This window comes from Psychrobacter immobilis (assembly GCF_904846285.1).
GTDB lineage: Bacteria > Pseudomonadota > Gammaproteobacteria > Pseudomonadales > Moraxellaceae > Psychrobacter > Psychrobacter immobilis_D.
This window is the reverse complement of the sequence record NZ_CAJHAD010000002.1, coordinates 101,117-124,492: the sequence shown is the minus strand read 5'-3', so window position 1 is coordinate 124,492 and position 23,376 is coordinate 101,117. Positions and strand designations below refer to the sequence as shown.

The following is a 23,376-nucleotide window of genomic DNA, read 5'->3' as shown; positions in this document are numbered from 1 at the left end:
TAAAATAAAATCAATCAACTCAAAATGACATTTTACTCTTGATGTTGCTCTTTATCTTGATAGTGCAAAATATCTCGGTAGCCTACTTGCCAATCAGGATAATCTAGCCAAGCTAACGGAATATTACTGTGTAAGCGTTTTCCCGTTACCGCCGTTTTATCGTTATCAATAACAGGCGGTACTTCATTTATCTGCTCACTTAACCAGCTACCTAGCTCAAAAGTGGTGACTGGCGCATAATCCGTGGCGATATAAAGGGGTTTTGGCGTGTCTATAGTCATGACATTAGCGATAATAGTAATCAAATCGCGATCCATAATACGATTGCTCCAATGCGCGGCGGCCACTGGCTCTTTTTGTTTCTCTTTGGCTTTACACAGACGCATAAGGCGCTCGCGTCCGTAAATACCACTTGGACGAATGATGATGGTTTTATCACCAAAACCTTGTTGAAGTGTTTGTTCTGCTTGCAATATCACTTGCGATGCCTCACGCTCTGGCGTGACAGGCGAGGTGTCTTCATCAATCCATTCGCCATTATCTTGACCATAGACAGCAGTTGATGAAATAAAAACAATGCGCGCAAGGTTGGTGAGTTTGTCGGCCAGTGTTGCCAAATGCTGGTTAATGGCTAAGTAACTGTCATGATAACCGCTGGTTGAATACTCATCAGGAGTGACGATAATCGCCAACGCCGTAAAGTCTTGTAACTGCTCTGCAGTTAGCGTTAATGCATCAGCTTGTAGAAAGCTAGCTTTATCATCTAGAGCATAATGATGACGCTCACGACGTGCCAGCCCAGTGACGTTTAAACCGTCCTGCGCCAGTTTATTGGTAACCGGCAAACCAATATCACCTTGACCAATAATCAGTAAATTTTGCGTACTCATCATATATCCTTTATTTAAAAACTGTTTCTAATGGCTGTCTATGCTAATGACTGGCTAAGAAGGTTTTTTATAATTTAATAGCTAACCCTAAAAATAGCGTCTATACGACAGCTGTATGTCTTCCTTGGCATCGATACGATCTTGCCATTCATAGTTGGCATTGATACGTAATGCTTGTTTTTTGTCGATATCGTATTGCAAACCTAAGCTTGAGATCGGCTGCCAATAATGACCACGGGCATTAGACTCATCGCTGCTGCCATGATACCAATATGGCAGTTGCAATTCAGCCTGCGCACGTAACTGATTGTTAATCTGATAGCGGCAACCGGCATTGATGCCTGCGCCAAGACGAAAGCCTTTATTGATACCGCGACCTGCTTGCGCCGTACCTGCCAAAAACGTATAGCATAGCTGTGGCGGCATCTCGCCTGTCTCTGCGTTAGGTGTGCCAAACGCCCACGACCAACCCGTCTCATAGCCCAAACTGCCGACTAAATGATCGCTGCCATCTTGCTGCGAGCCGTCGTTCACGCGGTTAGCTTCAATACTTGCGCCCCACGTTTTGCCTTTTTTGGCAGAATTAACTGGATTAAACGAACGCCCACGCACCAAGGTCACATTTTGCAAAACCACGCTTCTTGGCTGATTGGCCTTATCATTATCGGTATCATAGAGGCGTAAAGTCGCAGCCGCGCCTTCTAAATCAAAGAATTGTGGAAATCCTGACGGACGATCAAGAGTATCGTGATAGCCTGCACGCACGCCCAAATCGATATAGTTATTATCACCACGCTGCCCTAGTCCGATAAAACCCATTTGCAGCGGATGCCTGTCTATTGGATTGTTATCCGCCACTGCAATACGGCGTGGTAGTAAGGTTTGTCCGTCGGCTGCTATGCTCGACGTTGGATTCAATTGGGCAGATTTAATCTCATTCAACGTCTGCTTGGCGCTGTTATGATAGCCCAATTGCTCGCGCTGCTCTTTGACCTTGTTTAACTGCGCTTGGCGCAAGGTGCTATCAGCGGGTGTATAGTTGGTGTTGGCAAGTAAGTTTTCGCTGTCCAATAATTGCACGACATCTGAGGGAATTACGGCATAAGGCAAGCGGCTTAATAAATGCTGCTGCGGGCGTACCACGTCAATTAAGCGTAAAATCTCAGACGCACAGTTATCAGTGGTGAAGTAATACGGCAACTTCAAATCTTTGGTTTCCCAAACATGCAACAGAATCTGCTGCACTTCTGCTGGGGTCAAATCCAATTGATAGGTCCACGCATCACGCTCATCTTCTTGCAGATACTTCGCCAGCTTCTCTGGATAAGGGTCAATTTCAATCAGATTGTCATAACCGCCGCTCATCGATTTGATGGCATATAGCAAAAAACTATCGGTTGCATCGCCGCCTACCGTATAATTTAGCGCCACTGCATGATGAATTTGGCTTGGATCGGCCACGCTGGCTTTAGAATCAATGCGTAATAACGTATGAGCAAAGGCTGAAATAGGATTGTCTAAGTACTCTTGCGCAAACATAATAGACAGCTGCTCAGGTGCCAGCTTTTGCATCCAGTCATTCAACTCCGGACAGTCAACTTGCAAACCGCTCTTGTCGATATTGAGCGTATCGGTCAGCCATTGTACGCGCGCTGGGAAACGGCATAGTACTGAGTTTTGTCCCGAGTTTTTATTTACACGATTAGATAGTTTGTTATTAGCAGTGCTGTTATCTGGAGTCGTAGCCATTTCGTCAGCAAGGGCAACCAGCAAGGCATCAAGCTCGGCCGCTGAATCATGCTGTCCATTTTTACTTAAGAAAAATGCAGCATCATCAACGATACTGCTGTCTTTTTTCTTGCCGATTAAATTCTTTTGATCATCAAAGAAATATAATAAGCGTCGCCATGTTATATGTTGGGCAAGGTTTTTTGTTTTTGCTTGCGCACGCCATGATGCTAATAGCTGTTGGGTGTTCGTCTCATTAACACTATTGTTAGCACTTTGGTTGTTAGATGTCCGAGAAGTGACTGCGGTATTTGAGACAATACTTGGCTTGATGGTATTATTTGGCTCAGTATAAGCCATCAATGTTGGCTCAGTGCTTTGTGATTTAGAGGCTGAATTATTATCAGCCGTATCCAGCGCCAACTCCCCTGTTGTCACAAGCGATGCCGGCGTTGGCAAAAACGCCTGTGCTTGTGCGGTCAGCAGCAGTCCAGCTATGGTGAGCGGCAAACGTGCTCGCCTGCCAATGCTTGTTGGCGTACAATCTATCGCCAAAAGGTTTGAATGTTTTGAATATATGGACATGAGTAATATCTCGTACTGTAGGAGTCATACGCTGATCGCGTGATTAAGTCTATCGAATTGTCAGAGTGATATTATAAATTACTGTTTTGAACGACTATTTTTTTAGTTAAATGCGCCGCTTATTGATAAAAAACTTATAATCATCAGCATTTACCGCGCACTTATTATCACATTATAAAAGAGAGTATTATGTCCACAGCATCGTCAATGACTATTCATACCGGTCGATTATCAGCGGCGACTTGGCTTGCCTCGCCCAATCATAATAAACGACCGGAAAATATCGCGATTGATGCCATTGTTATTCACAATATTAGCTTGCCGCCCAATGAGTTTGGAGCTTGCGATACTGACGGCTTACATTACGTCAAGGCCTTATTTACCAATCAATTAGACTGGGAGGCGCATCCTTATTTTCAAAGCATTAAAGGTGCAGAAGTTTCAGCGCATTTATTTATAGAGCGTAATGGCGCGATTACCCAGTTTGTCAATTTTAACGAACGCGCGTGGCATGCCGGACGCTCTAGCTACTTGGGTCGCCCTGAATGTAATGATTATAGCATTGGCATTGAGCTTGAAGGTTCAGATTTTGTGTCATTCAGCGATGCCCAATATGAAGCGCTTGCCAAAGTTATCGTTGCTATCTATGACGCTTATCCAAAAACTCGCAGGCATCTCACCGGTCATAGTGATATCGCGCCCGGTCGCAAAACCGACCCCGGTGATTATTTTGAATGGAAAAAGTTGCGTGAGATGGTTGCTCACCATTTTGCGAGCAAGTCATAAATTGACCAGCTAAATTGTGATAATAGTCTTATCGAAAGTTCTGTAGACAGCAGATATTATTCCCCATTCAATCCATTTATCAGGACAATGAAAGTGCTATAATCCGTCAGTTTTTTGACAACACTACATCAGCAAACAACCATCACTACACAACCTTCATTAAACAAATTAGTAGAATAGGTTCTCATGGCAAAAAGTCGGTTATTTCGTTCAACCATGGTGGTCAGTAGTATGACCATGCTGTCGCGTATTTTAGGTTTGGTACGTGATATTGTGTTATTAGGCGTGTTTGGCGCAGGTGGTCTGATGGACGCCTTTTTGGTCGCCTTTAAGATACCCAACTTTTTGCGCCGTCTATTTGCAGAAGGGGCTTTTAGCCAAGCGTTTGTCCCTGTGCTGTCAGAATATAAAGAAAAATACAGCCTACAGCAGGTTCAGATTTTAGTCAGTCGCACTTCAGGAGCGCTGCTGCTGGTGTTATCGATGCTGACGGTAGTGGTGATTTTAATCGCCCCTTGGGTGGTGACGCTATTTGCCCCAGGTTTTGCTAATCAGCCCGATAAATTTGCCATCACCGCTGAGCTGCTACGCCTGACCTTTCCTTATTTATTATTTATTTCTATGACCGCTTTTGCCAGCGGTATTTTACAAAGCTACGGCCGTTTTGCCGCGCCAGCCTTTGCGCCAGTGTTACTCAACCTATCTATGATTGGTGGTGCGCTAGTATTTGCGCCCATGTTTGATGTTCCTATTATGGCGCTTGGTTATTCTGTCGCTATCGCAGGTTTGCTCCAGCTATTGATACAACTGCCACAGCTCTCGCAGCAAAAACTGCTGGTCGCACCGAAGATTGACTTTCAGCATGAAGGCGTTCGCCGTATTTTAAAGCTGATGCTGCCGGCTATTTTTGGCGTCTCTGTCACGCAGATTAATCTATTATTAAACACTATTTTTGCCTCATTAATGATTGGCGGTTCGGTTTCTTGGCTTTATGCTGCTGAGCGTATGAGTGAGTTACCACTCGGCTTAATTGGCGTGGCTATCGGCACGGTTATTTTGCCAAGTCTGTCGAAAAGTGAAGCGCGAAAAGATGACGTTAGCTTTAAAAAGACCATCGATTGGGCAGCGCGCTTAATTATTTTGGTCGGTGTTCCAGCATCGGCAGCACTATTTATACTCTCTGACGTACTTATGCAGGCGCTTTTTTTACGTGGCGAATTTACCTTACGCGATGCACAAATGAGCTCCTTGGCGTTAAAAAGCATGGCGGGCGGCATATTAGGTTTTATGTTAATTAAAATCTTTGCACCCGCCTTTTTCGCCCGTCAAGACACTAGAACGCCAGTCAGAATTGGTATTGTTTCCGTTTTTGCCAATATGGTATTTAGTGTCATTTTTATCGGTATATTTTACTTCTTCGATATGCCGTTGCATGGTGGACTGGCACTTGCGACGACTGGCGCATCATTTGTGAACGCTGGCTTATTATATTACTTCTTGCATAAGCGTGAGATTTTCCGCTTTGGCAGTCATTGGAAAAAGCTGTTTGCGCAATTTGCAGTTTCTACCACTGCCATGGTTGCTGTACTTTACGTCATGCTACCCTACTTTCCAACCAATGAAGCACAGTGGCAACGTTTGGTTGCGCTACTAATTATGTGTGTGGTCGGTGCGCTGGTTTATGGCATAGTATTATTGGCAACGGGATTCCGTCCTCGCCATCTGAAACATGGTTAAAACAGTAAGCGTTAAACATTAATTACTGAAAGCCAAGTGAGGCTTTAATTTACCAAACCAAGCTTCGTATGGGAATTGACAGTGAACGCTGCTGATAGTTGCCATAATTACTCTTTAATGAATGAATTCTGAGAACTAATATGACGACTAAATCATCAGCTATACCATCAACCTTTTTATGCTTACCAAGCATATTAACTGTTGGTATCCTGAGCACCGCACTACTTTTAAGTGGTTGTAGCAATAATGATAAGGGTAACACTGAGACTGCTGTCAGTAATAATAAAGACGCTACAGCGGTCGCGCAAACATCTGAGAACGACGCGAGCCAAGTAGAATTAACAGACACTAACACTGATAGTAAACAGGCAGTAGATAGCACTAAAGATGAAACTACGATTGCTAGCGCTAATATGAATCTAGTCACCGCTTCCGCCAAGCAAAAAAGCTTGGTCACAAATCCGACCCAAGATGGTACGCCAGAAGATACGGTTAAACAGGCACTAGACAGCTTATATTATGGCGACGCCAAACAAGCCGCTACTTATTATAAAGTAGATATGGCGAACTTCGAGGAAGAGCTTGCTAAGACCCAATCGGCTTTTCAGCAAACGGTTGACGGTGTTACTTTTACTGATACCAAATACAGCGATAATAGAACCCGTGCTACCATCACTGGCGAGTTGATGCTAAGAGGGCAAAGTGAGCCCGCGTCATTGACTTATGAGCTGCAAAAGATAGACGGGAAATGGAAAATTTTAGGATAAGAAATCTAAATGCTATTATCTAAAATTCCTTCATTTGGCATTCTTACTTGTCATTATTAACTACCATCACCGCTTTACCAAGCATCACCACATCGGCGATAAACCCCTGCATATCGCACACTTTTGGCATATAGCCCCATTGCTCAAAGCCAAGCTTACGAAACAATCCTAAGCTTGGTTGATTATGTGCAAATATAAGCGCCACTACATTATGAATACCTAAGCTCGGCGCTTGCGTCAGCATCCAACGCGTCAATAAGCTACCCAATCCTTGACCGTGATAATCCTGATGCAAGTAGATACTAATCTCAGTGCTGATATGATAAGCCGGACGCGCATATAAATCACTAAAACTGCCCCAGGCGACGATTGGTGATAATGTTTGCGCCTCACCTCTAACGCCTATAGTTTCTGATTCTCCAACAGCGCGGACTATATAAATAGGTCGCGTGGCACTATTTACATGCTCATTGAACCAATCCTGACGCTCTTCACAACTGACAGGCGTTAGATTAGCGGTTGCTTGCTTGCCGGCGATACTTTGATTATAAATCGCTAAAATTTCTGGCAAGCCTTCTATATTCGAACGCTGAACAATAAAGCGCTCGTTAAGTTTATAGACTGGTGATGTAGGTATTATAGAATCATGAACATCATCACAATCAGCAGTGTAGATAGCATCAGACATAGCTTTTCCATAAAGTGTCATTATAATAATGATAAGTAATAAATAGCAGCTAAAGTGTTAGCCATGTTGTTTCATTAACAACAGACTATAGGATGTTACTAGGGCTATTTTACTTTATAATGGCTGCTTTTAAACACATCTGTTTTGGAAATCTCTTTAAGTAGCGGTGTGTTTTTCTTTTTTATCTGGTCTTATCTATCATAGCTGAAAATTTATGAACACCTATTTTCTTGAGCAACTGATGGCATCGCCAAGTGCTGTGTCTGCCAATACTAGCCCAGTAGATTTGGCAGCCTGCGTGCTGACTATTGGCAACTTCGATGGTGTGCATTTGGGTCATCAAGCGATGCTGGCACAAGTTCGTGATACCGCTAAAGCACAAAATATTGGCTCGGCAGTCATGATATTTGAGCCGCAGCCACGTGAGTTTTTTGCGCCAGCCACCGCGCCTGCCCGCCTAACCAATCTTGCCGAAAAGCAAGCTTTGCTCGCAGAGTACGGCATCGAAACTTTGATTGTTGCAAGCTTTGATAGCGATTTTCGCCTGCTATCGGCACAGGCATTCGCCGATATTTTAGCACTGCGCCTCAATGTAAAAGCATTGGTGTTGGGTGATGACTTTAAGTTCGGTCATGATCGTACTGGTGACAGTCAGTTTTTACGTGATTATGGCTTAGATGTGACGAATCTGCACACCGTTATCGACGATAAAGGCAAAGGCGCTCGCATTAGCTCTACGCGTATACGAGACCTATTATTGGCAGGTGACCTTAATGCGGCAAATGCGTTACTGGGTCGCGATTATGCGATGACAGGCGTTGTCGTTGGTGGCGATAAAATCGGTCGCACTATGGACTTCCCCACTGCCAATGTCGATCTAAAGCGCATAAAACCTGCATTACATGGCATTTTTGCTGTCGATGTCGTTAGCCTTGATGATAATGGTGATGTCATACCGAACGGCTTGACCGCACTGACCAATAGCGAAAATTCAGGGGTTGCAGGTTTACGCCCGCATAGCTTATTTGGTACCGCCAATATTGGTATCAGACCTTCGGTAGATAAAGAGCATGATTGGCGCTTAGAGGTACATTTTCCTAAGCTGAAAGCAGACTTATACGGCTTAACCTTACAAGTACGTTTCTTGCATTATTTACATGGCGAGCGTCATTATGAGAGTTTAGAGGCGTTAAAAGCAGGTATTCATAACGATGTGATTGATTTACTCGAATGGCGTGAACAGCAGAGCTAGAATGATAGTTATGACCATATAAAAACTTAACGTATAAAAAAACCCACAGCGTTATTGACGTTTGTGGGTTTTTACTTGGTCTAGTAGCTTACTACTTTCTAAGTCTAAGAATCAGGATGCATACGCACGTTTAAATCATCGATAACCTCGACCCATGCGGCATCTTTATTCCATTCTTCTTGCAAAAAGGCACGCTGACTGTCATTCCATACCGTCGACTCGATTAACTTTTCTTCTTTTGCTAATTGGTTTTTTTCGATAAAACTATCAATGGCTTCATCCGAACTATCAAGTCCTAACTGCGCAAATAACTCATTCACATTATATTCAGGTTCACCCAACATAGTCTTTTTCCTTAATAAAAAAATTTGATAATGATTTGATTGTATTTATTATTTGAATTAACCACTTTATTGTAGCAAGCTTTAGACTAATAGCTGTTAATCAACGTTTAACTAACGTTATCAATTGTATTAATGGATAATCAAGACACAAAAAAGCCCTCTACTAAGAGGGCTTTTTTGATTAAATTTATATAATAGCTTAAGTAAATTGACTGCTTATGGAAGCAAGTGTGCTACTGCATCACGCTCTTCGCTAAGCTCTTGCTCAGTGGCGGCCATTTTGTCTTTTGAGAAATCTGATGACACATCAACGCCGTCTACGATAGACCAGTCGCCGTTAGCGCAGGTTACTGGGAATGAGTAGATTAAGCCTTTAGCAATGCCGTATTCGCCGTTTGAGTAAACGCCCATAGAGACCCAATCGTTCTCATCACTACCTAGCGCCCATGTACGTACATGTGCAATGGCAGCGTTGGCAGCAGAAGCAGCAGATGATGCACCGCGAGCTTTAATGATTGCAGCACCACGTTGTTGTACTTCTGGGATATAGGTGGCTTCGTACCACTCACGATCTACTAAATCTAGTGCTGGCTTGCCATTTACAGTTGCAGCCGTTAGATCTGGATACTGAGTTGATGAATGGTTACCCCAGATGATCATTTTTTTCACGTCATTAACGGTGCTATCAGTTTTGCCAGCTAACTGTGCCATCGCACGGTTGTGATCTAGGCGAGTCATAGCCGTAAAGTTACGTGGATCTAAATCTGGTGCATTACGCTGAGCGATAAGCGCGTTGGTGTTCGCAGGGTTACCAACGACCAATACTTTAACATCACGGCTAGCAACGTCGTTCAATGCTTTACCTTGGGCTGAGAAAATCGCAGCATTGGCTTCTAGCAAATCTTTACGTTCCATACCTGGGCCACGAGGACGTGAACCTACTAGTAATGCATAATCGACATCTTTAAATGCAACGGTCGCATCATCAGTTTGAACAATACCGGCCAATAATGGGAATGCACAGTCTTCTAATTCCATGACCACACCCTTTAGGGCGTCAAGTGCTGGGGCGATTTCAAGCAATTGCAAAATAACTGGCTGATCTTTACCTAGCATCTCACCAGAGGCAATACGAAATAACATAGCATAGCTGATATTACCAGCGGCACCAGTGACGGCAACACGTAAAGGCTGTTTCATTGACATTGAATACTCCCTAATTATAGATTAGATAATTCATGATTCTGATTGATGGTTCTGATTGAGGATGATCGTTTTAGATAGCGATTTTCTCGCTGAATATAGCAGTCATAAACCGAGAGCTAGTGTAGCACCTCAGCCTATTAACCGTCTAGAGAAAGCGCGAATGTGATAGATAACTATACGGGTTATATTGTTACATTTTATACGAACAGATGTTTTATCTTGCTATAAAAAGCTATAAAATAAAGTCTTAGAAGGATATAAGAGCTGAACAAAGAAAAGATTTAATAGGAATTTCGACAGCATTATTTAAGAGAATTTAATACGATTAAACAAGTAATATTACTGTTAAATACATAACACTGCCGTTTTTGCTTATGGATAATCGCACACTAATTAATAGTCGCGCACTGAAAAATTAGAGGAATATACTTTATGGTTCATTACTCATTATGAATAATGCCCACTTGCTGCTTACTTGCCACCTGAGATAATAAATTTACTGCCACAGTTATCGACGACGTTACTACAAGTACCAAAGGCACTGCCTTCATAACAGACATGGACGTCAGTCAAAACCATTTGACGACGCGCACCTGCCTGACAAATCAAATCAATGCTATCCGCTGACATACCACTATTTAAACGGGTCATTTGTCCCACAAAACGCGATTTTAATACCGTATAACTGTTACCTGTATTCAGTTCACTCGGCAGTTTTAAGTCGCCGGCATAGTTGGTAATTTGGCGAAAATAATTACTGGCGCTAAGCGGACTACAGATGCCGTAACGTTGCCATGCTTGGGTACGCACGGTGGTATCAGGCATGATACGGTTGACGACTTTTAATTGTAGTGGCGTCAAACGTGGCTCACTACCACGCCCGCAGCGCTCGCCATAGCCCATATCCAAACCTGAAACGGTTAACGAATAGCCTTCCAAACACTGGCGCATACGCGCACGCGTCGGTTGTAAGCTGCACAGCGCTGGCGTCATCTCAATCATCAGTACGCGCTGTCCCGTTTTGGCAGCACTTGCCGCTTGCGCTGGCAATATCATGACACCCTGCAACAAAAGTAAAGCTGTAATACCTATCGTAGCATTAGCAACATTGCCCTTATTTTCATACTTTTTGCTGATCAAGCATTGATTAAAATGCTCCGATAGCCTTGTCTTTGACATCGAGCCCACCTTTGTCTGAACACATAACTGACGCCTAGCTTGCGACAATATAGGCAGATTGAAATATTTTTTAATCATAAGAGGTTAAAGCATTTAGCAATGAAGAAGATAGCTTCTAGAATTGGTTATATTCGGCATTAAGCCAGTTTGCTTTTAAAATTTCAGCAGCCTAAGAATCAACCAACGAAAAACGCAGACGGTAATTAGAGTCATGGTAGCAAATTGCCTTTTTTAATCTATAGCAAAAACGTAAACAGTGTTTAAAAAGCGGATAACTGACTTTAAAAGGGCGATTTAAAACCTGTCATATATCAGCGCTATAAAAGCATTTTATATGAAAGCAATGTATATAAGAAAAGTGCATATAAAAGCCGTATCTATAAAAACCGTACCTATAAAAGAAACGCCTATAAAAAAACCACTAGCAGCAAGCTGATAGTGGTTTTTTAGGGTAAGGAAAAAGCATTAGAATGCCGCAGGAACCGTTCCCATACGCTGGCTGATAGGCTGATCACGGCCTAATAGACTGCTATAAATAGTAGCGTTTTCCATCACGTGTTTGACGTAATTGCGGGTTTCAGGAAAGGCAATAGACTCGACATACTGGTCAGCTGCAAGTGAGCCATAAGTCGGCTGCCAGCGTTTGGCATTATTTGGACCGGCGTTATAGCCCGCTGTTGCCAAAACAGGCTGGCTGTTCAATTTGCCAAAGATATCACCCATATACCACGTACCATAACGAATATTGGTATCACCACTATTGGCACGGCTGGCGCTATAAGTCTCGCCTAAGTTACGCGCAATATATTTTGCCGTATCAGGCATGACCTGCATCAGACCGCTAGCGCCAACGTTTGAGCGCGCCGACGCCACAAAACGGCTTTCTTGACGCATAATGCCATACGCCCACGCCGGATCGATACCCGCCGACTGACTGTGACGGACGACCGCCGATTGGTGCGGCATCGGATGCGATAAAGCCAAGCTGTCTACCCTATTGGTATTATCAACCGCATAAATCGCCCGATCGAGCCAGTCTATATCATATGCTTGACGAGCAGCGGCAATAATCAGATTATCATCACGATTGTCACGTGCTTTTTTCACCGCCCAGTTCCACTCGCGATTGGCATAGGCACGACTGGCATCGGCATTATATAAAGCAAATGCGCGAGCAAAGTGCGGATTTTGCATAACACGGGCGCGGTCAGCGCTACTAACGTTTGGCAAATTACTGCCACCCAAGCGACTGGCATCAAAACGTTGACCGACTTTATCCTTGGCCATCAAACCATAATACTCATTACTTTTCGCTAAGTTTTGATACATTTTTTTAGCGGTATTGCGTTTATTAGCATCACTTGATTGCTCATAAGCACGCGCCAGCCAATATTGCCACTGATTGGTTTTTTGGGTTTCGGCATCCATTTTTGAGATGGCTTCGACCACATCATCCCAACGACTAAAACGAATCGCTGCCATAGCATAATATTCAGCTTCTTCAAAGCTAAAGTCATTGTCCAAGCTATTACGGAACCAATCAACCGCTTCAACATTAAAGCCATCGTCAGTATTATGATTCATCCGCTGCACGCCAAGCGTACGATAAGCGGCACGGCGGGTATCATCGGTCAATAATTTCGCTGAGCGCTGATTGTCTTGCTTGATATCAAAATCTAACTGCAATGCGGCCTCACGATAAGACTTTTCGGCGACACGCCCCATTGCATAAAGGTACAGATATTGATTGGTTTGGCTTGCAGGCTCGCGGGCAAAACGGCTAAAGAATGCTGATGGATTGAGCTGAATGTCACTCAACGACGAGTAAGGAACCGGTGTACCTAAACGCGAAGACAGCGCCATAATATCGCCCGTTCTGCCTTTACGCAGCATACGCTTAAGGCGCGATACTCTATCTTGATTGCTAATCAGCGCATTATTATTCATCTCTAGCGCCAACTGGTCACACAGTGCTGGCTGCTTTTTGGTGTTTAGCCAAACATCAGATTTGGCTGCCATCGCACGCATGGTATCGCCGCCATTATTGAAACCAAGCGCCACGGCACACTTCTCACTGTCATCAGCGTTGGTGATGAGATTTGCTACTTGGCGTACGGCGGCATAATCATTGGAGCCCGCTTTGGTTTCAGCAAAATCAGCAACCAGTTTTTCTGCCATTACCGTATCTGGGTATTGACGCACAAACTGTGAGACCGCTGCCGGGCTTTGCGAATTTAAGTCTAAATTCATGCGCCAATAAGTGGGATACATGGCAAATAAACCGCCACTCATCGCTTGCTCGTAATTATAAAGCGCGTTGACATCACCGCGCTCTGCTGCAATCGCCGCCGCTGTAAATGAGCTCGCACCACTATCAGCTTGGTAGCCGGTGTTTGATTGGTAACTGTTATTTGGCTGAGAACTTTGTGGTTGATAGCTGTCTGGTTGATAGTTATCCGGCTGATAGTTTTGAGGCTGGTAAGGCTCAGGCTGGTATTTGCCTTCTTGCGGATAACCATTATTAACACTACTACTGGTATTATTACCCCAAGTCAGTTCGGCATAAGCCACTTGCGACATTGCCAGCGCACCCATTGCCGTTGCCACACTCAACACACTGGTTCTTAGCATCGTTCTTTTAAGATGGTTGGGCGTATTATTTTGATGATTGGCAGCTTCATCCTTGATACTCTGAGCAACTTGCGGCTTTGTCATACGGACTCTCTTTATAATAAGTCTAAATAATTTGGCTAGATAAATAGTTTAAATCTCAATTCAAAAGGGTATTTTCACCCTACTTAAAACGCTCATTTAAACAATAGTGCGGATATGATTGGCTTCATCATACTATACTCGTTGCATATTCAACCATAAGCTTTACTTTTCGTTAATAAATCGGATAGCCCTGTGTAACACAAAAATGTTACGACGCTTCAAATACCGACAATCTTTATCAATACTCATAATTGTTCCACAATACGAGGTAAGCATTTGATAGTATTATAAATAATTTAGCATAATTATCCCTATAAGCGTACGCTAACTTTTCACATTGCTGCAGGGTTGTGATAAAATACGCCACCGGTTAATCACCTACCCCGCTATATTTTTAGTCAATCATGGACTTCGCTTATGAGTGTTACTGTATTTAATCCCCGCATCGATGACGCTGCTGTTGACACAAGGGTTACTGCGCCTACCGTTACGGCACTCAACTCGCCAAGTTCCGTCCAAACATCAATAGCCAAAGCAGCAGTCAATGGCGCGCCAAAAAAAGTCTTTGTTACCACCCAAGGCTGTCAGATGAACGTTTATGACTCTGGCAAAATGCTTGATGTGCTTGGTGATTCGCACGGTATGGAAGTCACTCACAATATCGATGAAGCCGATGTACTGTTAATGAATACCTGCTCTATTCGCGAAAAAGCGCAAGAAAAAGTCTTCTCAGAATTAGGTCGCTGGCGCAAACTCAAAGAAAAACGTCCAGACTTGGTTATCGGTGTTGGTGGTTGCGTCGCTTCACAAGAAGGCGACAATATCCAAAAACGCGCACCTTATGTCGATATGGTCTTTGGGCCACAAACCTTACACCGTTTACCGGAGCTCTATGACCAATCTCATGAGCAGCGTGAAATCGCGCCTAAGAATCGCATCGGTACAGTAGATGTATCCTTCCCAAGTATCGAAAAGTTTGATTTTCTGCCAGAGCCGCGCGTAGAAGGGTATAAAGCCTTTGTATCCATTATGGAAGGTTGCTCGAAGTATTGCTCGTTTTGCGTCGTACCTTATACCCGCGGTGAAGAATTATCGCGTCCACTTGATGATGTATTAGCAGAGATTGACAGCCTAGCTGAGCAAGGTGTGCGCGAAATTAATTTACTTGGTCAAAACGTCAATGGCTATCGCGGCGAAAAAGACGATGGCAGTATTTGCCGTTTCGCAGAACTGCTGCATTATGTGTCGCACGTCGATGGTATTGAGCGTATTCGCTATACCACCAGTCACCCGCTCGAGTTCACCGATGATATCATCGACGCTTATGCGCAATTACCAGAGCTGGTATCACATTTGCATTTGCCAGTACAAAGTGGTTCAAATGCTATCTTGGCGGCAATGAAACGCAACCATACCATCGACGTTTATATCAATCAGATTAATAAACTCAAAGTCATACGTCCTGATATTCACTTATCGAGTGACTTTATCATTGGCTTCCCTGGTGAGACCGAGCAAGATTTTCAAGATACGTTGAACTTGGCAAAAGAATTGAATTTCGATCACTCTTATAGCTTTATCTACTCTAAGCGTCCGGGCACGCCAGCAGCAGAATTGCCTGACGATGTGAGCTTTAAAACTAAGAAAGCGCGTCTGGCGGAATTCCAACAAGTGATTATCGATTCAACCCTTGCAAAAACCCATGAGATGGTGGGTACCACCACTCGCGTCTTGGTCGAGCAAATTGCCAATCGTCATCCTGATTGCTTAATCGGTACAGCAGATAATACGCGTACCGTTATGTTCCCTTATGATGTTGAGAAAATGGATGAACTACTGGGTAAAATCGTCAGCGTGCGTATTACCGATTTTGTTAGCCCGCACATGGTTAAGGGTGAGTTAATCGAAGTATTGGCGTAACCGTTAAAACATAATTCCAAGTCAATAAGAAAAGGCCGTTCACTATTAAATAGTGAACGGCTTTTTCATGAATATTAATTTTACTTATAAATGTGTAAGGTGATAGTTACTTTTTAAATTACAAACTTCGTTAAGCCAAAAAACCATTTAACACTTCAGCCAATAAAGCCGCTGCAATCAACATAAATATCACCCCGCAACCGCGATTAAGCCATGCTAAACGCTCGCCAACGTCCAACCATCCTGCCAACTTTTTACCGCCAAGGGTGTAAATCAGCTGCCAAATCGTCTCGCTCAAAAATAACCCAAAGGTAAGCATAATATACTGCGGCCATAGCGGCGCACTAAAATTGATAAATTTGGGAAAGAAGGCGGCGAAGAATAAGATCGCTTTTGGGTTAGACAGTGACACCCACATACCAGTTCGAAACAACAACCAATCATTAGGCGGGGTTTTGACAGCGGCACTAGAAAGTGAGCGCGGCATAGGTTTATCAGACATCTCAGTAGTCAGAGTCAACTCTTTATTAACTTCTGTACTCAGCGCATTTGCATCACTCATCAAGCTGCTACTGGTACTATCGCGCCACGATGCGATACCCAAATAAATGAGATAAATAGCACCAACGGTTTTAATAACTGTCAATAACCACGGCGATTGACGGCTGATAACATCCAGTCCAAGGAGCGTTGAGAGTAATAATATAAACAACCCAAGACTTAAACCTGCCAGGGTCCATAATGTGCGCTTGACACCATAATTAAGCCCATATTGAAATGCCAGCAGCATATTCGGCCCAGGGGTCGCTGAAATAAAAAACGTACTTGCAAAAAATACCGCAAACAGATGCCAAGACATCAACTAACCCCTACTTTTTATTAATAGAAAATTTAAATGTTTAATGCTCAATGGTTAATACTGAATGTTGAAAAAATAAACACCGCCATAAAGACGGTGTATTTTATGCTCATATATGATGAAAGAAACTACTTACTGCCTATTGTATCAATTGCTGGTACAGCTGTTTAGCAGCTTTTGTAAAAACTCATCACAGCGTGCCATCTCATTTAGCACCACATACTCATCGGCTTTATGCGCCTGCTCAATACTACCGGGGCCACAGATAATCGTTGGAATGCCGCTATTGGTAAATTGCCCGCCTTCAGTGGCATAAGCAACTTTATGACGTGTATCGTCGCCAGTTAGTGCCGCTATTAACGCTTGTAGCTCAGCGCTGTCGCTATCGGTCATTGCCGGTACACTTTCTTCTTGCAGCAGCTCAATGCCAGTATCGGCAGAGCGTGCTTGCATTTGGCCGTTTAGCTCTGCTACTTTTGCTTGAATCGGTGTGAGAATATCATCTTGCGTCATATGTGGCAGATTACGATAGTCAAAGGTAAACTCACACAGATTGGGGACAATATTGGTCGCCGTCCCACCTTTTATCGTACCTACAGACAATGTCGAATAAGGCACATCAAACAGCGCATCGTTATCACTGCGATGACTAATCTCTTCCGCCAATTCATCGACATAACCAATCAAACGACTGGCATAGCTAATGGCGTTGACACCTGTTGCGGTCAATGATGAATGCGCAGACTTACCATGCACGCGGCAACGGTAGACGGCGATACCTTTATGCGCCACGACCATCGCCATATTGGTCGGCTCGCCGACGATACAATAATCAGGGGTGATACCGCGCGCTTTTAAATCGGCTAATATCAATGGCGCGCCCAAGCAACCAACCTCTTCATCAAATGACAACGCCAAATGCAATGGGCGACGCAGCTTGCCTGCATTAGATAGATTTACCGCTTGCGGCAACAGTGTCAACGCACAGGCAATAAAACCTTTCATATCGCAAGCACCGCGTCCGTAAAGCTTGTCGCCGCGTATCGTCGCTATGAACGGCTCAGACGTCCAGTCTTGACCGTCGACGGGTACGACATCGGTATGACCTGATAACACCAGACCATGATTCACTTCATCGGCATTTTTTCCCGCTGGCACCGTAACGAATAAATTGGCTTTATTTTTAGCGTCATTAAAGGTTAAATCTACCGTAAGGCCCAATTGCTCACAGTAAGCCTTCACCTCTTCAATCAATGCTAAGTTTGAATGCCGACTGACCGTATCAAACGCAATTAATCTTGTCAGCCAATCAATACTATCGGTGGGATAATTAGCAGGAGAATAATGAGCATTAGGCGTTGCTCTTTTTGCAACTTTATTGTGATTTCTTACCGTCATAAGACATCCTTATCGTACTATAAGATAAAAAGACTCTATACTTTTTGATGAGTCTCTTTAAGCAGATTTTTTAATTAGCCTTTTTGAAATGAGCGCTGTTGCAGTACTTTGATTTCTTCATCTAAGCCAGCAATCGGACCATCTACTGCCACATTCGGCGAAACTTCTTGAACAGTTAATAAATTGATGGGCGATGTTGATGTCACGCCCATTTCATCCATCCATGTACTTAGCTGTTTTGATGAGCTGATATAAACAATACGACCAAGCCCCGCCCATGCATGCGCAGCTGAGCACATGGCACAATGCTCACCTGAGGTATAAACCACCGCTTTTGCACGCGCTGCAGGGGTCATATTTTGAGCAGCCCATTTAGCCACAGCAATTTCAGGATGGTAAGTCGCATCGACCGTATTGGCACGATTACGATCTTCTCGTAATACATTGCCATCGCCATCAACCAACACGCTGCCAAACGGCGCATCGCCCGCCTCTAATGCTTCAGCAGCGAGTTCCACGCAGCGGCGTAAATGAATCATCTCATTATCAGTAGTCATCATAGCTTCCCTTCTATTATTTTTTCATAGCTATCTATCTAATAGCCAAGTGCCATTTGCATGGCGTCAAACTTGGCTATTTTTACATCTATTCATCATATTATGCTGTTTATGATGGACGGTTTTGATTCATCACATCAAGCACTGGCGGCATCGGTTTTGGCAACTTACCTTCTGCTTGTAGCTCTTTGGTGGTTTTGGCATCGATAGCCAGTCCAGCAATCAGAGCAATATCTTTAACAGCTTTACGCTTACGGGTAGCAAAGCTCACTGGCACCATGCGCGCAAACTCGTAAATATGCAGATAAGACTCTTCGCCACCTTCAAAATCTTCGTCATCTTCTAAACGAATGCCACCGATTTTAGCCAAATCCGACAGCATCTCGTTTTCGTCGCTGCTCAGACCACAATCTGTAATACCAAAACCAGTCATAAAGCCATTTGCCCACTGTTTCAGCGCCATCACACGCTCGTATAGGTCATGTTCATCATCTGGCACCAACGGCGTATAGGAATAAGCATCGTCTTTATCTTTTAGCTGAAAAACGATGTCTTCTGCTTCTTCTGTCAACAAGGTTAATGCTTCATCAGGCAGCGGCGCAAAACTCAGCTCCTCAAACACCTTTGCCCATACTGGTTCATCAGGCGCATCACAGGCGGTCATCAGCCCTGTCATCAAGCCATGTACCTCGCTGATAGACACGTCAGTCCAGTCATCAAATGCGGTCAGCCAGGTATTCCAGCCAGAGATATTGTCATTCATAATAGAGGTCCTAGTTATTGATTAATAGTATTAAATACAAACAGACGCCGCAGGATGTTATTCATAAAGCGGCGATTGATAGCAGTCACGAAACAAAGCGGCATACAATTACTTTGTTGATATAGATATTATGCGGTCACCTATGGCATTATTAAACGCAGAGAACAAAATTCATTCACGCTTACTTGTTAAGGATAAAAACTGACTATGTATGACCAACTTAGAATATTAGAAAAAATGGTACTCGATATCAAAAAACAGTATCAGCTTGTCAGTGCTGAACTTAGCAGCCTCAAACAACAACCAGCGACTGACCCAAAAGAGCTCGCCACGTTAAAAACCAAACTCGATAGCAGTTATACAGAGCGTGACGGTGCTAAAAAACAATTGAGCGATTTAGATAAGCGTTATCAAAACCTTGCTGAAGCGCATCATATGATAGGCGAAGAGCAAGATAACTTGCAAAAGCAGATTAGCCAATTACAACAAAAAAATAATGAGCTGCAGCAACAAAATAACGAATTAAAGCAGCAATATAGCGATATTAAACAGCAAAATAGTGACTTGAAGAAGAAAAACGAATTGGCAGCTGAGCGTACCCAAGTGGTCTTACAGCGTTTAACGCGTATTGATCAAGCAGAAGGTTAAGCAGATATTAATATTGATCACGTTTAACGCACCTATTTTTGCTGATTAAACGTTATTTATTAAGTCGCCAAGTTTATCAGCACCACATTTATAGCCGTGATATTTAATTACTCACTTTAATGACATATATTGTAGGATTTATCATGACCGATGACCGCGCAAACCCTGTAGACAGTCAGAACAAAAATACCCAATCAACAGTCACTGAATCAATAAACAATCAAGCACAAAATACGCAAGCACAAAAAGCCATACCAAATAATTCGAACACTCAAAATAGCAATTCAAATAGCAATAAGACAAATAATAGTACGGTAAATAGTAGCGCTGCTAAACCTATAAGCACTCCTGAACCACAAATCAAAAAGGTCGATGTGGCGATTGCTGGCGTGACCTATCCGATTTATTGTCCCGTGCATGAGCAAGAAGAGTTGCACTCAGCTGTTTCTTATATCAATAACTATGCGCTCGACCTAAAACGCGATGCGCCAAGCCTGAGTCAAGAAAGTCTACTTGTACTATGCTGCTTGAATTTGTATGAGAAAATCCATACCAATCAGAGAAATGAAGAAGATCGTCTGCAGCAAAGCAAACAGTCTGAAGCCTTGATAAATAAAATTATGAAAGATGCCCATTCTATTTTATAAGCTGCTACCGATATTAAATTGCTATAGATGTATCAAAAATATAAGCGCTTAACTCACTGAAGCTAAGCGCTTTTTTAATGTAAATAACAGCTTATCGACTTATGACTTGCCACTTATGACTTACAATTTAGGCATCTACTTGATAAGTCTTACCGGCATGAAAATCCGCTTGATGCTCATAATTGCAAAAGAACAATTCTTTGTTGGCTGTGACGTCGTTACTACTTTCATCAGCTGCTGTGGAATTTTCTGCCGCAGAAATTGGCTTGGTCTCTAACACACCGCGATATTCAGCCAAACTGTTACCACAAAAATTACAAGGACGCGGCGTGGTCACATCACCTTTTTTTGGCATCATACTCTTGGGTGCGCGTGGGTACATAAATTTATAAAAGCCCCACATCACAGCCCAGATAATAAGAATTACAATGATAACGCCCAACATGACAGTGCTCCTTCGAATAGGGTCTAAGACATTATAAACTTAACGCTTTAGAATAAGCGCATAAAAAACTGGCCACATGCAGCCAGTTTTTTATGTCTTCAATACAGTAACAAATGCTCAGCGTGTCGTTAGGCTATAGCTGTCAAACTATAACTAACGAGCTATAGCTATAGCTGCAGCTCACTGATATCAGCAACGGTTAAGAACAATGCGCGAACTTGCTTAAGTAGCGCTAAGCGATTGTTCTTTAGCGCCTCATCTTCACTGTTGACCATGACATCGGCAAAGAATTGCGTTAATGGCGCATCCAAACTGACCAGCGTTTGCAATATTTGCGTATAATCAGCCGTTTCAAGTAATGGCGTTACAGCCGTTTGTGCTTGCTGAACCGCCTGATACAACGTTTGCTCAGCAGGTTCAGATAATAATGTTTCGTCGACCTTGTCAGCGACGCTCACTTCTGACTTGGCTAAGATATTGGCAACACGTTTGTTCGAATCAGCCAACTTTTCAGCTTGTGGTAACTCACTAAATGCTTGTACTGCGCGGATACGCTGATCAAAATCGAGCGGCATATGCGGATTAATCGCTTGCACTGCCTGAATGGTATCAACGCTAACGCCTTGCTCGGTGTACATCGCCCGATAACGTGAATTTAGAAATGCCATGACTTGGGTAAAGGTATCGCCCATTTTAGCAATCTTGCTGCCATCGCTCGTGCTATAGCCTTTAATTGCTTGCTCAACGAGAGCTACCAAATTAATTGGTAATTGCTTTTCAATCAAAATACGTAAAATACCAATCGCTGAACGACGTAAGCTGAATGGGTCTTTTGAACCTGTTGGTGCTTGGTCAATGGCAAAAATACCAACCAGCGTATCTAAACGGTCCGCCAATGCTAAGCAAATACCAATTGGCGTCTGCGGTAATACATCACCGCTAAATTTCGGCAGATATTGCTCTTCCAAACTTGCTGCGACTGCTTCTGGCTCATCATTCAAGCGCGCGTAATAGGTACCGGCGATACCTTGCAGTTCAGGGTATTCACCAACCAGTGAGCTTGCCAAATCTGCTTTAGACAAAATCGCGGCACGTACCGTTTCATCAATATTAATATCGCGACCTTGCTGTTGCATTAAGGCGGCGATAAAGGCAGCAAGTTTCGCAATACGCTCAGATTTCTCCCAAATCGTACCCAGCTTATCTTGGAAGACACGAGTTTTTAGGCTTTCAGTCAAGGCAAATAATGGCTGCTTTTGGTCTTGTAAGAAGAAAAACTCTGCATCAGCCAAACGCGGACGCACCACTTTCTCATTACCTTCAATAATCTGATTGGGATCTTTTGACTCAATATTGGTAATAAAAATAAAGTATGGCTGCAGTTTTCCTGCTTTATCGGTCAAGCAAAAATACTTTTGATCGGCCTGCATGGTTGAGATAAGCGCTTCTTGCGGCACTTGTAAAAAGCGCGCCTCAAAGTTTGCTCGTAGCGCAATCGGGAAATCGACCAACGCCGTTACTTCATCTAACAAATCTTGCGGTACGATAGGATCGGCATTAACCTCATCAGCTAGCGCCTTAACTTGGTTTTCAATCAGCGTTTGACGCTTATCAAAATCAGCCACGACTTTTAAGCCATCGAGCAGTTGCTCATAATCATTGGCGTGCGCAATAGTATGGTAGTCAGGGCTGTGGAAGCGATGGCCACGGGTTTGATTACCAGTCTGATGACCTTGGATGGTCGCATCAATAACAGCGTCATCTTGCATCAATACCGCCCACTGTACGGGACGTACAAACTCATTGCGGCTCGCCCCTGAACGCATGCGTTTAGCAATTGGCAGGTTATCAAGTGCGGTCTGAAAAATAGTAGGCAGTAGCTCAGTGGTCGCTTGACCCTGAATCGTTTGCACATAACCGACATAATCACCTTTATCGGTGTTAATAGTGGTCAGCTCACTGGCTTCAATACCTAGACCTTTAGCAAAGCCCATCGCAGCACGGGTAGGATTACCATCGGCATCAAACGCCGCTTTAATTGCCGGGCCACGTTTTTCTTCAGTACGGTCAGGTTGCTTATCGCTAATACCTTTAATCTGTAATGCTAAACGGCGCGGAGCCGCAAAGGCTTTGATGCTATCGAAGCTAATATCTGCTTCATTCAACTGCGCAGTGACGCTTGCTTGTAATGCGTCACGTAAAGTTTTTAAGCTTTTTGGAGGTAGCTCTTCACACCCCAGTTCAAATAAAATGGTACTCATG

General features: G+C 43.5%; 20 protein-coding genes. 7 read left to right on the top strand and 13 right to left on the bottom strand.

Going from position 1 to position 23,376, the window contains the following annotated elements; genetic code table 11:
* Nucleotides 1–32: 32 nt before the first annotated feature.
* A complete protein-coding gene (locus tag JMX13_RS02550; RefSeq protein WP_201609400.1) occupies nt 33–890 on the bottom strand; it encodes an SDR family oxidoreductase in 858 nt (285 codons plus the stop codon).
* Nucleotides 891–977: 87 nt separating this feature from the next.
* Nucleotides 978–3,203, bottom strand: coding sequence for a DUF4105 domain-containing protein (locus JMX13_RS02545; RefSeq protein ID WP_227686184.1), 2,226 nt, complete (start codon nt 3,201–3,203; stop codon nt 978–980).
* A 189-nt stretch (nt 3,204–3,392) separates the two neighbouring features.
* On the opposite strand from JMX13_RS02545, the gene ampD reads away from it, so the two are divergent.
* From ampD to JMX13_RS02530, 3 genes are all read left to right on the top strand, one after another.
* On the top strand, nt 3,393–3,989 hold the full coding sequence (gene ampD, locus JMX13_RS02540) for a 1,6-anhydro-N-acetylmuramyl-L-alanine amidase AmpD (protein WP_201609399.1): 597 nt from the start codon (nt 3,393–3,395) through the stop codon (nt 3,987–3,989).
* Between the two features lie 186 nt (nt 3,990–4,175).
* Nucleotides 4,176–5,726 carry a murein biosynthesis integral membrane protein MurJ gene (gene murJ, locus JMX13_RS02535; RefSeq protein ID WP_201609398.1) on the top strand — a complete coding sequence of 517 codons (1,551 nt, stop codon included), beginning with the start codon at nt 4,176–4,178 and terminating at the stop codon, nt 5,724–5,726.
* A gap of 140 nt (nt 5,727–5,866) precedes the next feature.
* The gene (locus JMX13_RS02530; protein ID WP_227686183.1) at nt 5,867–6,493 is read left to right on the top strand and encodes a hypothetical protein; all 627 of its coding nucleotides are present in this window, start codon (nt 5,867–5,869) and stop codon (nt 6,491–6,493) included.
* A 43-nt stretch (nt 6,494–6,536) separates the two neighbouring features.
* Here JMX13_RS02530 and JMX13_RS02525 read toward each other — a convergent pair whose 3' ends face one another.
* A complete protein-coding gene (locus JMX13_RS02525) occupies nt 6,537–7,181 on the bottom strand; it encodes a GNAT family N-acetyltransferase (RefSeq protein WP_201609396.1) in 645 nt (214 codons plus the stop codon).
* A 214-nt stretch (nt 7,182–7,395) separates the two neighbouring features.
* Here JMX13_RS02525 and ribF point away from each other — a divergent pair, with 214 nt between their 5' ends.
* Nucleotides 7,396–8,433 carry a riboflavin biosynthesis protein RibF gene (gene ribF / locus JMX13_RS02520; protein ID WP_201609395.1) on the top strand — a complete coding sequence of 346 codons (1,038 nt, stop codon included), beginning with the start codon at nt 7,396–7,398 and terminating at the stop codon, nt 8,431–8,433.
* Between the two features lie 104 nt (nt 8,434–8,537).
* Here ribF and JMX13_RS02515 read toward each other — a convergent pair whose 3' ends face one another.
* The 4 genes from JMX13_RS02515 to JMX13_RS02500 all read right to left on the bottom strand — a co-directional run bounded on the left by JMX13_RS02515 (nt 8,538) and on the right by JMX13_RS02500 (nt 13,877).
* The gene (locus JMX13_RS02515) at nt 8,538–8,777 is read right to left on the bottom strand and encodes a DUF2789 family protein (RefSeq protein ID WP_201609394.1); all 240 of its coding nucleotides are present in this window, start codon (nt 8,775–8,777) and stop codon (nt 8,538–8,540) included.
* A 216-nt stretch (nt 8,778–8,993) separates the two neighbouring features.
* Nucleotides 8,994–9,977 carry a malate dehydrogenase gene (locus tag JMX13_RS02510; RefSeq protein ID WP_265088386.1) on the bottom strand — a complete coding sequence of 328 codons (984 nt, stop codon included), beginning with the start codon at nt 9,975–9,977 and terminating at the stop codon, nt 8,994–8,996.
* A gap of 477 nt (nt 9,978–10,454) precedes the next feature.
* Nucleotides 10,455–11,162, bottom strand: a complete 708-nt coding sequence (locus tag JMX13_RS02505) for a hypothetical protein (RefSeq protein WP_227686182.1) — start codon at nt 11,160–11,162, stop codon at nt 10,455–10,457.
* Nucleotides 11,163–11,627: 465 nt separating this feature from the next.
* Nucleotides 11,628–13,877 carry a lytic transglycosylase domain-containing protein gene (locus JMX13_RS02500; RefSeq protein ID WP_201609392.1) on the bottom strand — a complete coding sequence of 750 codons (2,250 nt, stop codon included), beginning with the start codon at nt 13,875–13,877 and terminating at the stop codon, nt 11,628–11,630.
* A gap of 417 nt (nt 13,878–14,294) precedes the next feature.
* On the opposite strand from JMX13_RS02500, the gene miaB reads away from it, so the two are divergent.
* On the top strand, nt 14,295–15,797 hold the full coding sequence (gene miaB / locus JMX13_RS02495; RefSeq protein ID WP_201609391.1) for a tRNA (N6-isopentenyl adenosine(37)-C2)-methylthiotransferase MiaB: 1,503 nt from the start codon (nt 14,295–14,297) through the stop codon (nt 15,795–15,797).
* A gap of 130 nt (nt 15,798–15,927) precedes the next feature.
* Here miaB and JMX13_RS02490 read toward each other — a convergent pair whose 3' ends face one another.
* The 4 genes from JMX13_RS02490 to JMX13_RS02475 form a co-directional block, all read right to left on the bottom strand.
* Nucleotides 15,928–16,656, bottom strand: a complete 729-nt coding sequence (locus JMX13_RS02490; RefSeq protein WP_201609390.1) for a LysE family translocator — start codon at nt 16,654–16,656, stop codon at nt 15,928–15,930.
* 147 nt (nt 16,657–16,803) lie between these two features.
* Entirely contained in the window at nt 16,804–18,054 is a 1,251-nt protein-coding gene (argE, locus tag JMX13_RS02485; protein ID WP_201609388.1) for an acetylornithine deacetylase, read from the bottom strand.
* A gap of 74 nt (nt 18,055–18,128) precedes the next feature.
* Complete coding sequence (locus JMX13_RS02480; protein ID WP_201609386.1) at nt 18,129–18,611, bottom strand: nucleoside deaminase; 483 nt, start codon at nt 18,609–18,611, stop codon at nt 18,129–18,131.
* A gap of 109 nt (nt 18,612–18,720) precedes the next feature.
* Entirely contained in the window at nt 18,721–19,374 is a 654-nt protein-coding gene (locus JMX13_RS02475; RefSeq protein ID WP_201609384.1) for a UPF0149 family protein, read from the bottom strand.
* A gap of 207 nt (nt 19,375–19,581) precedes the next feature.
* Here JMX13_RS02475 and JMX13_RS02470 point away from each other — a divergent pair, with 207 nt between their 5' ends.
* Complete coding sequence (locus tag JMX13_RS02470) at nt 19,582–20,022, top strand: hypothetical protein (protein ID WP_201609382.1); 441 nt, start codon at nt 19,582–19,584, stop codon at nt 20,020–20,022.
* Nucleotides 20,023–20,165: 143 nt separating this feature from the next.
* Nucleotides 20,166–20,669 carry a cell division protein ZapA gene (locus JMX13_RS02465; protein WP_201609379.1) on the top strand — a complete coding sequence of 168 codons (504 nt, stop codon included), beginning with the start codon at nt 20,166–20,168 and terminating at the stop codon, nt 20,667–20,669.
* A 127-nt stretch (nt 20,670–20,796) separates the two neighbouring features.
* Here JMX13_RS02465 and JMX13_RS02460 read toward each other — a convergent pair whose 3' ends face one another.
* A complete protein-coding gene (locus tag JMX13_RS02460; protein WP_201544578.1) occupies nt 20,797–21,114 on the bottom strand; it encodes a hypothetical protein in 318 nt (105 codons plus the stop codon).
* A 167-nt stretch (nt 21,115–21,281) separates the two neighbouring features.
* Nucleotides 21,282–23,375, bottom strand: coding sequence for a glycine--tRNA ligase subunit beta (gene glyS / locus JMX13_RS02455; RefSeq protein ID WP_201609377.1), 2,094 nt, complete (start codon nt 23,373–23,375; stop codon nt 21,282–21,284).
* Nucleotide 23,376: the final 1 nt, after the last annotated feature.

Excerpts from the sequence above, each read along its gene's own strand:
- JMX13_RS02550 (WP_201609400.1), bottom strand. The coding sequence starts at position 890 with ATGAGTACGCAAAATTTACTGATTATTGGTCAAGGTGATATTGGTTTG.
- JMX13_RS02545 (WP_227686184.1), bottom strand. The coding sequence starts at position 3,203 with ATGTCCATATATTCAAAACATTCAAACCTTTTGGCGATAGATTGTACG.
- ampD (WP_201609399.1), top strand. The coding sequence starts at position 3,393 with ATGTCCACAGCATCGTCAATGACTATTCATACCGGTCGATTATCAGCG.
- murJ (WP_201609398.1), top strand. The coding sequence starts at position 4,176 with ATGGCAAAAAGTCGGTTATTTCGTTCAACCATGGTGGTCAGTAGTATG.
- JMX13_RS02530 (WP_227686183.1), top strand. The coding sequence starts at position 5,867 with ATGACGACTAAATCATCAGCTATACCATCAACCTTTTTATGCTTACCA.
- JMX13_RS02525 (WP_201609396.1), bottom strand. The coding sequence starts at position 7,181 with ATGTCTGATGCTATCTACACTGCTGATTGTGATGATGTTCATGATTCT.
- ribF (WP_201609395.1), top strand. The coding sequence starts at position 7,396 with ATGAACACCTATTTTCTTGAGCAACTGATGGCATCGCCAAGTGCTGTG.
- JMX13_RS02515 (WP_201609394.1), bottom strand. The coding sequence starts at position 8,777 with ATGTTGGGTGAACCTGAATATAATGTGAATGAGTTATTTGCGCAGTTA.
- JMX13_RS02510 (WP_265088386.1), bottom strand. The coding sequence starts at position 9,977 with ATGAAACAGCCTTTACGTGTTGCCGTCACTGGTGCCGCTGGTAATATC.
- JMX13_RS02505 (WP_227686182.1), bottom strand. The coding sequence starts at position 11,162 with ATGTCAAAGACAAGGCTATCGGAGCATTTTAATCAATGCTTGATCAGC.
- JMX13_RS02500 (WP_201609392.1), bottom strand. The coding sequence starts at position 13,877 with ATGACAAAGCCGCAAGTTGCTCAGAGTATCAAGGATGAAGCTGCCAAT.
- miaB (WP_201609391.1), top strand. The coding sequence starts at position 14,295 with ATGAGTGTTACTGTATTTAATCCCCGCATCGATGACGCTGCTGTTGAC.
- JMX13_RS02490 (WP_201609390.1), bottom strand. The coding sequence starts at position 16,656 with ATGTCTTGGCATCTGTTTGCGGTATTTTTTGCAAGTACGTTTTTTATT.
- argE (WP_201609388.1), bottom strand. The coding sequence starts at position 18,054 with ATGACGGTAAGAAATCACAATAAAGTTGCAAAAAGAGCAACGCCTAAT.
- JMX13_RS02480 (WP_201609386.1), bottom strand. The coding sequence starts at position 18,611 with ATGACTACTGATAATGAGATGATTCATTTACGCCGCTGCGTGGAACTC.
- JMX13_RS02475 (WP_201609384.1), bottom strand. The coding sequence starts at position 19,374 with ATGAATGACAATATCTCTGGCTGGAATACCTGGCTGACCGCATTTGAT.
- JMX13_RS02470 (WP_201609382.1), top strand. The coding sequence starts at position 19,582 with ATGTATGACCAACTTAGAATATTAGAAAAAATGGTACTCGATATCAAA.
- JMX13_RS02465 (WP_201609379.1), top strand. The coding sequence starts at position 20,166 with ATGACCGATGACCGCGCAAACCCTGTAGACAGTCAGAACAAAAATACC.
- JMX13_RS02460 (WP_201544578.1), bottom strand. The coding sequence starts at position 21,114 with ATGTTGGGCGTTATCATTGTAATTCTTATTATCTGGGCTGTGATGTGG.
- glyS (WP_201609377.1), bottom strand. The coding sequence starts at position 23,375 with ATGAGTACCATTTTATTTGAACTGGGGTGTGAAGAGCTACCTCCAAAA.